16 protein-coding genes are annotated in these 13,988 nt (G+C 35.3%); 14 read left to right on the top strand and 2 right to left on the bottom strand.

Annotation, left to right across the window (positions count from 1 at the left end):
* The first annotated feature begins 96 nt into the window (after window positions 1–96).
* From EKM66_RS07285 to EKM66_RS07220, 14 genes are all read left to right on the top strand, one after another.
* Entirely contained in the window at window positions 97–753 is a 657-nt protein-coding gene (locus EKM66_RS07285; RefSeq protein ID WP_125763115.1) for a bifunctional 4-hydroxy-2-oxoglutarate aldolase/2-dehydro-3-deoxy-phosphogluconate aldolase, read from the top strand.
* A gap of 118 nt (window positions 754–871) precedes the next feature.
* Window positions 872–1,627, top strand: a complete 756-nt coding sequence (locus tag EKM66_RS07280; protein WP_125763113.1) for an IclR family transcriptional regulator — start codon at window positions 872–874, stop codon at window positions 1,625–1,627.
* 166 nt (window positions 1,628–1,793) lie between these two features.
* On the top strand, window positions 1,794–2,972 hold the full coding sequence (locus EKM66_RS07275; protein ID WP_125763111.1) for a glycoside hydrolase family 88 protein: 1,179 nt from the start codon (window positions 1,794–1,796) through the stop codon (window positions 2,970–2,972).
* 18 nt (window positions 2,973–2,990) lie between these two features.
* Window positions 2,991–3,500, top strand: coding sequence for a PTS sugar transporter subunit IIB (locus tag EKM66_RS07270; protein ID WP_125763109.1), 510 nt, complete (start codon window positions 2,991–2,993; stop codon window positions 3,498–3,500).
* Window positions 3,501–3,502: 2 nt separating this feature from the next.
* Window positions 3,503–4,291 (top strand): PTS mannose/fructose/sorbose/N-acetylgalactosamine transporter subunit IIC, encoded by a 789-nt coding sequence (locus EKM66_RS07265; RefSeq protein WP_125763107.1) that lies wholly within the window; start codon window positions 3,503–3,505, stop codon window positions 4,289–4,291.
* A complete protein-coding gene (locus EKM66_RS07260; RefSeq protein ID WP_125763105.1) occupies window positions 4,281–5,096 on the top strand; it encodes a PTS system mannose/fructose/sorbose family transporter subunit IID in 816 nt (271 codons plus the stop codon). The genes EKM66_RS07265 and EKM66_RS07260 overlap by 11 nt, the downstream gene beginning before the upstream one ends.
* A gap of 18 nt (window positions 5,097–5,114) precedes the next feature.
* Window positions 5,115–5,573, top strand: coding sequence for a PTS sugar transporter subunit IIA (locus EKM66_RS07255; RefSeq protein ID WP_125763103.1), 459 nt, complete (start codon window positions 5,115–5,117; stop codon window positions 5,571–5,573).
* Complete coding sequence (gene yajC, locus EKM66_RS07250) at window positions 5,564–5,854, top strand: preprotein translocase subunit YajC (RefSeq protein WP_125763101.1); 291 nt, start codon at window positions 5,564–5,566, stop codon at window positions 5,852–5,854. Before EKM66_RS07255 ends, yajC begins: the two co-directional genes overlap by 10 nt.
* Window positions 5,847–7,754 carry a heparinase II/III family protein gene (locus tag EKM66_RS07245; RefSeq protein ID WP_125763099.1) on the top strand — a complete coding sequence of 636 codons (1,908 nt, stop codon included), beginning with the start codon at window positions 5,847–5,849 and terminating at the stop codon, window positions 7,752–7,754. Before yajC ends, EKM66_RS07245 begins: the two co-directional genes overlap by 8 nt.
* 62 nt (window positions 7,755–7,816) lie before the next feature.
* Complete coding sequence (gene kduI / locus EKM66_RS07240) at window positions 7,817–8,662, top strand: 5-dehydro-4-deoxy-D-glucuronate isomerase (protein WP_125763097.1); 846 nt, start codon at window positions 7,817–7,819, stop codon at window positions 8,660–8,662.
* A gap of 31 nt (window positions 8,663–8,693) precedes the next feature.
* Window positions 8,694–9,509 (top strand): 2-dehydro-3-deoxy-D-gluconate 5-dehydrogenase KduD, encoded by an 816-nt coding sequence (gene kduD / locus EKM66_RS07235; protein WP_125763095.1) that lies wholly within the window; start codon window positions 8,694–8,696, stop codon window positions 9,507–9,509.
* 54 nt (window positions 9,510–9,563) lie between these two features.
* A complete protein-coding gene (locus EKM66_RS07230) occupies window positions 9,564–10,520 on the top strand; it encodes a sugar kinase (RefSeq protein WP_125763093.1) in 957 nt (318 codons plus the stop codon).
* On the top strand, window positions 10,513–11,313 hold the full coding sequence (locus tag EKM66_RS07225) for a hypothetical protein (protein ID WP_125763091.1): 801 nt from the start codon (window positions 10,513–10,515) through the stop codon (window positions 11,311–11,313). Before EKM66_RS07230 ends, EKM66_RS07225 begins: the two co-directional genes overlap by 8 nt.
* A gap of 80 nt (window positions 11,314–11,393) precedes the next feature.
* Entirely contained in the window at window positions 11,394–12,041 is a 648-nt protein-coding gene (locus EKM66_RS07220) for a histidine phosphatase family protein (protein WP_125763089.1), read from the top strand.
* A 53-nt stretch (window positions 12,042–12,094) separates the two neighbouring features.
* Here EKM66_RS07220 and EKM66_RS07215 read toward each other — a convergent pair whose 3' ends face one another.
* Window positions 12,095–13,384 (bottom strand): NCS2 family permease, encoded by a 1,290-nt coding sequence (locus EKM66_RS07215; protein WP_125763087.1) that lies wholly within the window; start codon window positions 13,382–13,384, stop codon window positions 12,095–12,097.
* A gap of 41 nt (window positions 13,385–13,425) precedes the next feature.
* Window positions 13,426–13,902 (bottom strand): nucleoside deaminase, encoded by a 477-nt coding sequence (locus tag EKM66_RS07210; RefSeq protein WP_125763085.1) that lies wholly within the window; start codon window positions 13,900–13,902, stop codon window positions 13,426–13,428.
* Window positions 13,903–13,988 lie beyond the last annotated feature (86 nt).

Genomic DNA, 13,988 nt, shown 5'->3' with positions numbered 1-13,988 from the left:
ATGGATGTTGATTATTAATAAATGAAAGCGCTATAATAAAGACGTCCAATTTCTTATTAGTAATTACAATTTCTTATATGGAAACGAGGCAGATTGATGCAAAAGGTAGATGTATTAAATAAAATTAGTAAAAACGGTATTATGGCGGTAATTAGAGGCAATTCTGAAGAAGTTGCATATAAAACTGCGATTTCATGTATAGTAGGTGGCATAAGGGGAATTGAAGTGACATTCACGGCACCTAATGCAGACAAAATTATTTCTAGAATCAAAGGTGACTATCCAAACGAAGAAGAATTGTGTGTAGGTGCAGGTACGGTTCTGGATCCTATTTCTGCAAGAATCGCAATTATGGCTGGAGCTGATTTTATTGTCAGCCCTTCATTTAGCAAGGATGTAGCTTTGATTTGTAATTTATATCAAATCCCTTATATGCCCGGGTGTATGACAGTAACGGAAATTCAAACGGCGATGTCTTATGGTGCTGATATTGTTAAAGTATTTCCTGGAAAAGTTCTAGGTAAGGATTTTGTTTCAGCGGTTAAAGCACCTTTACCACAGGTTAATATCATGCCTACTGGTGGTGTATCGTTAGATAATATGAAAGATTGGTTCGATAAAGGCGTTGTTGCTGTTGGTGCTGGTAGTAATTTGACTGCACCTGCAGAAAATGGAGATTATGATAAGGTAATCGCAAATGCTCGTGAATATTGCAGAGAATTTGATGAAATTAAAAGTGCGAAAGTTCAGTAGAGCATGAATGTCTGAGATTCAAACGTGTTTTTTACTTTTGAAACTAATAGATTTACCTTTCAAAACATAAACTCTATAATAATTTGGCATGAATACAGTATGAAAGGTATATCTAATTATGGCAGAGGGAAAAACATACGGAACAGTTCTAATCAAAGCAAAACACATTTTGGATTATATGATGAGCGTGGACAGTGGAGTAACCTTGAAAGATATCAGCGAGGGTGTTCATTCACCCAAATCTACAACTTTAAAGATATTAACGACATTGTCAGATCAAAATATGATTTGGAGAAATGAAGAAAGTAAAAAATATTATTTTGGAACAGAACTTATTGGGTATGGGCAAAGAGCCATGGCTGATTTTGACATTAGTCGTATTTCCTTGCCGTATCTTACTAAACTCAGAGATGAAACAGCAGAAACTGTGCACCTTGGTGTTGAGCAAAATAATAAAGTTATTTATTTACAAAAACTAGAAAGTCCACAAAGTGTTAATCTGAAATCTAGAATTGGTGGTAAGTTGAATTTATATTGTTCCGCAATGGGTAAAGCACTTCTCGCCGATAAGACACCTAGTGAACTTGATGAATACTTTTCTGAAGTAACACTCAAAGCAAGCACACAATATACGGTGACTAGTATTTCTAGATTGTATGAGCAAATAGAAGATATTAGAGAACGTGGCTATTCAATCGATGATAAAGAGAATCAAGAGGAAGTTATTTGTGTGGGAGCAACTTTGAGAAAACATAACAAAGTGTTCGGAGCCTTTAGTGTTAGTACTCCAGAATATAGAATCGATAGTGATAAGCTAGGTAAAATTATTGATTATGTCCTAGAAACTAAGGAATCAATAGAGAAAGAACTATAAAAAGTATTATATGAAATAGCGGTTGTCTTATTTTAGACAATCGCTATTTTTTTACTAAAATATAAAATCGGCTTGATAAACCGCTTACAATGAGTTATATTATAGCTGTAATTCCTAATAAGTAAAATTGGTTTCCAAATGAGAAACTAAAAAAGAGGAGGCAACAATGCCAGCAGAGAACATAATTAATGGTCATTTGTTTTTGAGAAACGGCTTATTGAATGAAAAAGATATAAACCAAGCACTTAATGCAGCTGTTTCGCAAATTGATAAAAATGCACATTATTTTGGAAGTGAATATCCAACTCCAGCAGCTAACAAAGATAAGTTTGGTGTTATGGATAATACTGAATGGACGAACGGTTTCTGGACAGGATTGCTTTGGTTAGCATATGAATATACCAATGATGACAAATATCTAGATTTAGCAAAAGAAGATGTTAAATCTTTTGAAAACAGAATTGATAAAAAAATAGCTGTTAACCATCATGATCTTGGATTCTTATACATTCCATCAACAATTAGCGATTATAAGTTAACTGGTGATGAAGATGCTAGAGAAGCTGGAATTAAAGCGGCTGATCAATTAGCTACTAGGTTCCAAGAAAAAGGAGGCTTCATTCAGGCTTGGGGCAACTCAGGGGATGATGATAATTATCGATTAATTATAGATGCCCTTCTTAACATTCCATTATTCTATTGGGCAAGTGAAGAAACAAAAGATGATAAGTATTTCAAGATGGCAGAATCTCATTATAAGAACTCTATTAACACTGTTATTAGAGATGATGGTTCAACTTACCACACTTATTACTTTGATTCCAAGACTGGCAAGCCTTTGAAGGGTGTGACCCGTCAAGGTTATTCAGATGATTCAAGCTGGGCACGTGGTCAGGCTTGGGCAATCTATGGCATTGCACTTCATTATCACTACACCAAGGATCCAAATGATATCGATTTATTTAAGAAAGTTCTTAATTACTTCTTGAATAAGTTACCTGAAGATTCAGTGCCATTTTGGGATTTGATCTTTGGTGATGGTGATGACCAAGCTAGAGATTCATCTGCTGGTGCAATTGCGGTTTGTGGAATTCACGAAATGCTGAAGTACCTCCCAGAATCTGACAGTGACAAGGAGCTTTACAGATATGCAATGCACAGTATCTTAAGATCCTTGATTAAGAATTATACATACAGCGACATGGAAGATGGTCAACCAATTCTTGATCACAGTGTTTACTCATGGCACTCAGGTAAAGGAGTTGATGAAGGTAACATCTGGGGCGACTATTTCTATATGGAAGCCTTAATAAGATTCCAAAAAGATTGGAACCTATATTGGTAAAAAAACGGGGTGGAAGAATTGACAGAACCAAATATTCAAGCAATTCGACTAGATGAAAGATTGATCCACGGTCAAGGAAGAATGTGGATTTCAAACTTAGGCGTTAATCTAGTAATCGTTGCTAATGACGATGTTGCAAAAAGCAGCATCCAACAAACTTTAATGAAATCATTAACACCAGATTCAATTGGTATCAGATTCTTTTCAATAGAAGAAACATGCGACAAGATCTTCAAGGCTTCTCCTAAGCAGTCAATCTTTATTATTGTTAAAACGGCGGAAGATGTATTAAGACTTGCTGAAGGTGGAGTTCCAATTCATGAATTGAATGTTGGAAACATCCATTATAAAGAAGGAAAGACCAAGTTAACTAACTTCATTTCGGTTGACAAGGAAGATCTTGATTCACTATATCAGCTACAAAGTAAATATAATGTCGATTTCAATACTAGAACAACACCGTTAGGTAACGATGTTGGATCAGATTACAATTTAAATAACTATGTTAAGGAACATGGGGGAAATTAAATATGACATTTACTATATGGCAGGCCCTACTTGTTGGACTGTGGGCAGCATTTTGTTTCGCAGGTCAAATTTGGGGTATCTATACGAATAGAGCTTTATTCATCGCTTTTGGTGTCGGACTTATCTTAGGCGATTTGAAGACAGCTGTAATATTTGGGGCTACAGCTGAACTAGCATTCATGGGATTCGGTGTTGGACCTGGTGGATCGACGCCTCCTAATCCATTAGGACCCGGAATTGTTGGTACTATTATGGCGATTTCTATGGATAAATTATCACCCGGTGCAGCTCTTACACTTTCATATCCATTTGCTATCATCGTTCCATTTGTTATTACATTTATCTTTACAATCAACTCAAGTTCAATGGAAACAGCTAAAAAAGCTATTATGGATGGCAAGTATCGTAAGTACAAGTGGTTATCAAATACTACACTTTATGGATTTATGTTATTCGCATTCATCTTCGGATTCGCAGCTACTGAAAGTACTTCAGCATTGAGAGCCTTTATCAAGATTATTCCTCAGTGGTTAATGAATGGTTTGACAGTAGCCGGTGGTTTACTACCAGCAGTTGGTTTCGCATTAATCTTAAGTACTATGGTTAAAAAAGAATATATTCCAGCAATTATCTTAGGTTATGTATGTGTGGCATATCTTCAAATGCCAGTTATCGGATTAGCCTTTGTAGGTGCAGTTCTTGCATTCAATAACTACTTTAATGGAAAAAAATCATCAAACGATAGCAACAATCAAGGCGGAAATGACGGAGGCATTGAAGATGGCATCTAAAGAAAAAGTTTTAACAAAAGCTGATTACCGTAGTGCAATTCTACGTTCATATTATTTACAAAATGCTCAGAACTACGGAAACATGCAAGGTACTGGTATGTTGAATAGTATCTGGCCACAATTGAGAAAGATTTATAAGGGTGACGAAGATAAGTTCAAACAAGTTGCTACATCTAACTTGGAGTTCTATAACACTAACCCTCAACCATATCCGTTCGTTTCAACTTTGATGTTAGCCATGTATGATAGCGGTCAAAGTGAAGATGATGTACGTGCCGTTAAGATGGCACTTATGGGACCTTTAGCTGGTATTGGTGATGCTTTATCACAATTTGCCTTAGCACCATTGTTCTCAACAATTTTTGCCTCATTAGCATTACAGGGTGTTATCTACGCACCACTTATGTTCATCGCATGTTTGATTGGTGTTACATTTGGAGTTCGTTGTTTAATGGGTTACTTAGGTTGGAAAGTCGGAACAAGTATCATTGATACACTTAGCGATAAGATGCAAGCGCTTACTGATATTGCAAGTATGATTGGTTTAACAGTTATTGCAGGTTTATCAGTTTCGTTCGTTAAAGTTAACTTGGCATTGCAATACAGTACAGTTGTTAAAGGCAAGGAACAAGTTGTTGCTGTACAAACAATCTTGGATAAGATTATGCCTTTCATGTTACCAATGCTTCTAACATATTTTGTTTACTGGTTGATCACAAAGAAAAAATGGACTATTTACAAGATTATTCTATTACTTCTTGTACTTGGTATTGGACTTTCAGCAATCGGTTTGCTGAAGCCTTAAGATAGAAAGGATTGAATTATGAAATATAGTGTAGGAATTATCGGACATGGGAATTATCCCGACGGTATTAAATCGGCAATAACATTACTATCTGGTAGTGGAGACGATATTACATGTTTCAACTTGAATGAACAAACAACACATGAACAGTTTAAAGAAGATGTCACGGAGTTTTTAAATACTAATGAGAATGTCATTATATTCGCAGACTTAACTGGTGGAGCACCATTTCAAACAATTGCGCAAGTTATTTTGGAATCTGCCAAGGAAAATCAATATATTATTTCTGGTATATCTATGAATGCAATATTTGATTTGTATTTGAAAGATAGTATGGATCAATTGAACAAAGATAATATTGAAGATCAGATAAACCATGTTATTGAAGTGTCTGTGCCAATGATGCAATTTTTACCCAATTCTAAAATGATGGATGGTTCTGGTTCTAATGAAAGCAGTGATGAAGGATGCATTTAATTGATTATTTACTAATAGCAGCATTAGTAGTACTTATCGTTATATATGCAGTATTGATTCCGATATCTAGGAATAAACAAATGAAACAACAAAAGTCTAAGATGGACGAGTTTTATGCAAGTCTTTCTACAGGTGATGAAGTTTTATTGAGAGATGGTATCACGGGATTTATTCAAAAGATAAATGACGACAAGATAAAGCTTAAAATTGCATCTAACGTCGTGATTGATGTGAATAAGTACGGAATCATCAGCAAAATAGAAGAGGAAAAAAATGAGTGATAATTTATCTACTGTGAAAAATCTGTTGTTAAATGATCAAGTTGCCTACACTGATTTATATTTTAATAATTCAAAATTGCTTTTAGAGAATAAGTTTTTATTTCAACATGTTTATAATATGGAGCCATCACCGATTACCTATGAACTAAAGGATTGGCACAAGTCTCCTAATGATGATCCAGAATGGTTGTATGTTTTGAATCGGCAAGAATATTTACAGGATTTGTTACTAACATATCTACATACAAGTAATGATAAATATTTGTTGAAATCAAAGGAATTCATGTTTGATTGGGTATTTAATGATTACGATAAACAAGAATTCAGACATACAGCTTGGAGGACCATTGATACTGGAATTAGATTATTGAACTGGTCACTCATGTATAGACTGTTATTTGAAAAAGGTATTTTGAGTGAATCTGAAAAGGCAAAGTTGGATGAAACCATTCAAGATCAAGCTGAATATTTGAAGAATAATTATATTGATAAATATGATTTGAGTAATTGGGGAGTTCTGATTACAACTGGTATTCTTTGTTTCAACGCAGTGAATAAAGAAGTTATTAGCTCAGACTTAGTAGATTGGGCTCTTGATAAGCTTACTGTGGAATTAGAATTACAAGTTGATGATGAAGGAATTCATTGGGAACAATCGCCACTTTACTTTATCGAAGTATTTAGAAGCTCGCTATGTGTATATGCGGCCTATAAGAGTAACAATTTACTAATTCCAAAATTGATTACTGACAAGCTCCATTTGATGTTAAATGCCTTTGATTACTTCGTATTACCGAACCATAAGATTCTTCAACAAGGTGATACAGATGCAATCGAAGTTGCGGACCTCATTGAAACAGGTCATCTTATCTTGGATTCAAAAATGGGTAAAAGTAAATATGATTTCACCCCCCTCGAATTTTATCCATTGAGCAGCTTGGGACTTGATAAGACAAAATCTGATGAAGTTAGTCCGTATCTTGATGCAACTATCTCCGGTAATTATTATATGAAGGATACAGATGGTAATTATTGGCATTGTTACAACGGAGATCTTGGAAGTGGTCATGGTCATACTGCATTAGGACACATAGATCTTACGATTAATAATCAAAATATTTTGATTGATCCAGGTAGATATACGTATGTTGATTCAGATATTAGGAGAAACCTGAAATCTGGTGATTCTCATAATATAGTAAGTATCGATGCGGTTTACCCATTAGTTCCACGTGATTCTTGGAAGTATTCCAAGGTAACAACTCCGGGTAATAATATAGTTAAACACTTCAAGGATTACGATTTAGTTGTTACAGGATACTTTGATAAACAACATAAATTTGATTATAAACGCTACTTCATATGGTTTAAGAATCGTGAAATTGCATTGGTATTCGATGTTGGCATGCAACATGGGAAACACACTAAGCGAAGTAACTGGATTCTTTCTCCAGACTTAACTGCAGAGTGCAATAAGAACGATAATTCCATTAGACTAAGTAAATCTGATGATGAGGAATTCTCAATGTTTTTCTCCGATAATATGAAGAAGGCAGAAAATCAAATTTATTCACCAAGGTACAACGAGAAAGAAGATACAGTAAAAATTGTTACAAGTTCAGAATTCAAAGATCAGTTCGTTAGTTATTGTTTGATTGGTAATTCTGATGAAATTATTTCAGTTAATAAACAGGAAGCAAAACGTTCCGGATCAGACAGCAGTATTTTAGATACATTCTGTTATCCAATTGAAGTCACATTGAAAGATGGGACAAAGATTGAAATAGTATTACAACATGAGAATACTTTTATTGGAGACAAAGTCTATTACGTAAATGGACAACCTTATTACGGTGATCTTGTTATTTCAGAGAATGGTGAATATAACAGATTACTGTAAAAAAATTTGATTAAATAAAAGGAAATCATGTTTCTGCATAGTAAATTTAATAGGAGGAAATTATGGCATTTTCAATGAACATTAATTATTCACATAGTCCGGAGGATATTAAGAATTACTCAACGGACCAACTAAGAGATCAGTTCTTAGTTACAGACTTATTCAAGGATGGCGACATTTCACTTACATATACATATAACGACCGCATGATTTTTGGTGGTGTAACACCTGTAGATGAGCCGTTGGAGATTAAGCTTGATAAGGATCTCGGAGTTGAATATTTCTTACAACGTAGAGAACTAGGCCTCATTAATATTGGTGGTAGTGGTTCAATTACTGTTGATGGTCAAAAAGAAGAAATGGTTAACCACGATGGATATTACGTAGGTATGGGAACAAAACATGTGATTTTTGAATCTGATGATGCCAAGAATCCTGCTAAATTCTACGTAGTTTCAACACCCGCACATAAGACATATCCAAATAAGAAGTTGCCATTCGCTAATGCTTTAGCTAAGCCAATGGGTGACCAAGCACATATGAACAAACGTACTATTTATAAGTATATTGATGCATCTCAAATGGATACTTGTCAATTACAAATGGGATACACAGTTCTTGAGCCAGGTTCATCATGGAATACCATGCCAGCTCATACACATGCAAGAAGAATGGAAACATACATGTACTTTGACTTCGGTGCCGAAGATACACGTGTATTCCACTTCTTAGGCAAACCAGACGAGTCTAAACACATCGTACTATCACCTGAGCAAGCCGTAATTAACCCTAGTTGGTCAATTCATTGTGGAGTCGGCACTACAAATTACTCATTTATTTGGGCAATGTGTGGTGAGAATCAAACATATGATGATATGGATCAAGTATCAATGGACGAACTTAGATAATTCAAATTGAGAAGGAAAATGGTGAATAAAAATGGAACAATCAAAAGAAGAAATTCAAGCAAATGAAGAAGCACTTGATCAATTCAAAATGAACTTTTTTGATTTAACAGGCAAGGTTGCCGTTATTACTGGTGGTAATACAGGATTAGGACAAGGTTACGCTGTTGCATTAGCTGAAGCCGGAGCTGATATCTTTATTCCTACATTTGGTACTGCTGAATGGGACAATACACGTGCAATGATTGAAAAGCGTGGACGCAAGGTTGAATTCATGGACGTTGATTTGACCAAGGAAGGCGTCGCTGAAGAGGTAGTTAAGAAGGTTATCGAAACATACGGACATATTGATATTCTTATTAATAACGCTGGTATGATTCGTCGTAATCCACTTCTTGAATCACAAGACAAAGACTGGGATATGGTTATCAACATCAACTTGAATGCTGTATATCATATGTCTATGGCAGCTGCTAAAGAAATGGCTAAGCAAAAATCAGGTAAGATCATCAATATTGGTTCAATGCTTTCATTCCAAGGTGGTAAATTCATTCCTTCATACACTGCTTCAAAACATGGTGTTGCCGGATTGACTAAGGCATTTGCTAGTGAATTGGGTGCATATAACATTCAAGTTAATGCGATTGCACCAGGTTACATCAAGACTGCTAATACTGCACCAATTCGTGCGGACAAAGCTCGTAACCAAGAGATTCTTGACAGAATTCCAGCAAATCACTGGGCAGAACCTTCTGAATTAATGGGAGTCGCAGTATTCCTAGCAAGTAAAGCATCAAATTATGTTAATGGTCATATCTTAGCTGTTGACGGTGGTTACTTGGTACGTTAATAGAAATTCAGTAAAGGCCGCTCATAAAGCGGCCTTTTTTCAGAGGTGGGGAATATGAAAAGCTTTTTAACTATTGGCGAACCCTTGATTGTTTTCAGCTCAGAAGACTTGAACGCCGGATTAATGGACGCAAAACATTTTACTAAGTATCTTGCTGGTGCGGAATTAAATGTTGCCGTGGGTGTTTCTAGATTGGGTATAGAGTCAAAATATATTACGGCTATAGGAAACGATCCATTGGGACAATCAATAAAACATGAGATTGAACAAAATGGAATACAAACAAATTATGTTGAAACAAAGGATGACTATTGGACTGGTTTCTATATGAAACAACGTGTTGATAAAGGTGATCCGGAGATATTCTATTATCGTAAGAACTCTGCAGCATCGCACTATTGTGCAAGTAATTTGGATAAAATAAATTTTGATAATGTTGGATTAGTTCATTGTTCTGGTATTATGGCGGGAATTTCTGAGGCTGGTTATGAATCAGTTGAAAGATTGTTAGAGCTGGCAGATAGTAAATCAATAGTTACTACATATGACCCCAACATACGATTACAATTATGGCCAAATGAACGTGAAATGATTAGAAAGTTGAATTATTTGGCAAGTAAGGCAACTATAGTTATGCCTGGAATACATGAAGGTGAACGACTGGTTGGAACTGATGATCCAGAAGCTATTGCTGACTTTTATTTAAACCAGAGTAATACTACACAAGCAGTAGTTATTAAGGCTGGTCCCAAAGGTGCATATGTTAAAACTAGAGATGACGCTCTACAACTTATAGGCGGTTATAAGGTTGATAACGTTGTTGATACAGTTGGCGCAGGTGATGGATTTGCCGTGGGATTCATATCTGGATTGTTAGAAGAAATTGGTATGAGAAATTCTATTAAACGTGCTTGTGCTATTGGTGCATTAGCCGTTCAAGATGCTGGAGATAGTGACGGATATCCAACTAGACCAGAATTAGAAAAATTTATGGGGGTAAACAATGGATAATAATATTACTCTTCAGTTGTTGAATGCTGATGAAGTTATTAAGGAAAATAGTGGCATTGACACTACATATCTGGAATTTCATCATCACTACAAATTGAATGATAGTCTGAATGTAATTATTGAAGATGCTCCCAGGTATTTGATGGTACAGATGGATGTTGCTCTGAAACCAGCATTAATATATGTAACTAAAAAAGAATGGAAGTACCAAGTACCATTTAATCTCCAACGTGAATGGCCGTATCCTGAGAGTGCCTTTCAAACTAGAAGCAATTATGTAACAGTGCGGTATGCAACCAGTGATGAGATTAATTCTTATCGTAATTTAGCGGAGAATAGCCATGATCAACATGATGCAAGTGATGCATATCCACATGCAACAGCTAATGCTGAAACTCGTGGTGAATATGTCTTCTATTGTAAGAATGCGATTGATGGAATAGTAGCTAATGAGAGCCATGGTAACTTTCCATTCCAATCATGGGGGATTAATCAACAAGATAATGCTGAAATGAAAGTCGATTTTGGAAGAAAAGTTGAACTGGATAAATTAGCAATTATATTGCGTGCTGATTATCCTCATGATAGCCATTGGACTAATATTTCAATTGAATTTTCTGATGGTTCAATCCAATCTTTCCGATTGAATAAAATCAAAGATAGACAGATATTTGAAATAGATCACAAGCAGGTTACGTGGATCAAGTTATTCAATCTGATCAAAGATAAAGATGCATCGACATTTCCAGCTTTGACACAAATTGAAGCATACGGAACAAATATAGATAAATAGAAACAAGCTCAGTATTTGTTAGTACAAATGCTGGGCTTGTTTTACAATTAGAAGTAATAAATGTGAATTGAGGAGTAACTATGGAAGTCTATTTTGTGAGACACGGTGAAACAGTTCTGAATTTGATGGATAAAATGCAAGGATGGTCAGATTCACCACTGACAGATAAAGGTATTGAAGATCTAAAAAAGACGGGACAGTATTTGAAGAATATCAAATTTGATGCTCTTTACAGTTCAGATTTAAAGCGAACTATGGATACAGCGGAAATAATTATTAATGAGAATAAAGTAAGTAATTTGAAGTTACAAACTAGTAAAAATTTTAGAGAAATATTTTTTGGCTCATTTGAAGGTTTCAATAGTGCAGATACTTGGAAGGTTATTGCCAAGCCTTATGGATTTTCTACTCAAAATGAGCTTATTAAGAATTATTCAATAGATTTTATTAGGGATGCTATGAGAAAGGCTGATCCATTGGATTTTGCTGAGGATGCCAAAACGTTTAGATCACGCGTCATGGCTGGACTTGATCAACTTAGGGATGAGAATGAACCTGATTCGAAGATTCTAGTTGTTACCCATGGAGGTATTATTAAATATTTAATAATGAATTACTTTGGCTCCAAGTTGGACCCTTACAGAGCATTTCCTATGAATGGCAGCGTTACTAAGGTTAAATTGAATAGCGATGATTATGAAATAGAAGATTTTAATTTGTTACCATAATTTTTAGACAAAAAAAGGAGTGATACGAATGTATCACTCCTTAACTTTTAGTTTTAAACGATTGAAGTTACAACTAATGAAAGTGCAAATAAAATAGCAATAATAATGTTTACAATATTCAATTCGTCTTTCTTACCGGAAGCTAATTTAGCAATAGGGAATGCAATGAATCCGAATGCCATACCAGTAGCAATACTACCAGTAAATGGAATCATAATAATGATTAAGAAGGCTGGTAGCCAGTCACTTAAATCATCCATATTGATAAATTTGATGTTACCCATCATTGAGCAAGCTGTAAAAATGATAATTGAAGTTGTTGCACATGTTGGAATATATCCAATTACTGGAACTAGTACAAGTGATAATACAAATAGAATACCAACAACGATAGATGTGATACCTGTCTTACCACCAGCAGCAATAGCTGCACCAGCTTCAGCAGCATCAACTGTAGGACTTGAACCAAACATTGAAGCAAAGATATTTGAAATACCAGTAGCTTGAAGTGTTGGTTTAACTTTTGTTTGATCTTCCAATAGTCCTTTACAAATACCTACACCTTCGAAGATCATCAACATCAGCATTGAGAATACAGCTGTGATGAACTTGATCCATGAAGGAATGGTGAATCCAAATTTAAAGAATATTTGGTTGTACATGCCTAAATCACCCATAGTGATATTAGTTGTAGCACCGGTAGATACATGCATTACCAAAGCAATGATAGTAATGATAGCCATACTTGCGATCATGCCCCAAGCATAACCTCTAATTTGGAATATTATAGTCAGTGCAATTCCCAGCAAGGCTAGCAAAATTACAGGTGATAATACGTTACCAAATTTTAGAATAGAACTATTACTTGGCAAAATAAGGCCAATGTTCTTCAAAGCAACGAATGCTAAGAATGCACCGATACCAGCTGTAATAGCTGATTTCATTGATTGTGTAATACTGTCAGCAATCTTATCAATTAAGGAACTAAATGATATTAATGTGAAGATAATACTACTTACAAGAGCAATCGTTAGTGTCGTTTGCCATGTAAATCCCATATCTGTTTTAATTGTATATGAGAATAGAGCGTTGATTCCCATTCCAGGAACAATAATCATTGGTGATTTTGCGAAGAAACCAGATAATAGACAGCCAACAGCTGCGGCAAAAATAGTCGCAAAAGTAACAAGTTTGACTGGCATTCCGGTAACTGCAACAATTTGTGGGTTAACGAAGATAACATACATTATTGCAAAATATCCTGTAATACCAGCAATAATCTCTCTTCTGAAAGCACTTTTATCTCTAACTACGTCCATTAATGAGTCTGATTTATTCTTCATACTCACACCCCTCTATCTATAAATATTAGTCGGATTAGGGATTAATATAATGTGCTTTCTGTGTCGCCTTTGAAGTCCTTGAATGATTTCATAGTCATGTCACGGTCGTGTTGTTCAAGCTTCAAAACGTCACCGTCTTTAGCGTCACCCTTGATGAATGTGTAAATGAAGTCATCACGGAATCCAATATCAGCAGCATCTTTAGCTGTATTACCATAGTAACAAGTCTTGATATTTGACCAGATGATTGCACCTAAGCACATTGGACATGGATAAGCATTTGTGTATAATTCACAGCCAGTTAAGTCGTGAGTACCTAATTTTTGACAAGCTTTTCTGATTGTCGTGATCTCACCATGTGCTGAAGGATCGTGATTTTGTAGTACGCAGTTGTGACCACTTGCTACGATCTCACCATCTTTAACAATAACAGTTCCGAAAGGTCCACCAATTTGTGTACCAACGTTGGATTGAGCTTCCTTTTCTGCCAATTCCATAAACTCTTTGTTATAAGCCATTGTAATAACCTCCGTGTAAATTAATTTATTTTACGGTGATAATGTTAGCACTTTCATAATAAAGTGAATTAAAAAAATATAGATTT

It is taken from the genome of Companilactobacillus hulinensis (genome assembly GCF_003946555.1).
GTDB classification, from domain to species: Bacteria; Bacillota; Bacilli; order Lactobacillales; family Lactobacillaceae; genus Companilactobacillus; species Companilactobacillus hulinensis.
This window is presented reverse-complemented; position numbering and strand designations above follow the sequence as displayed.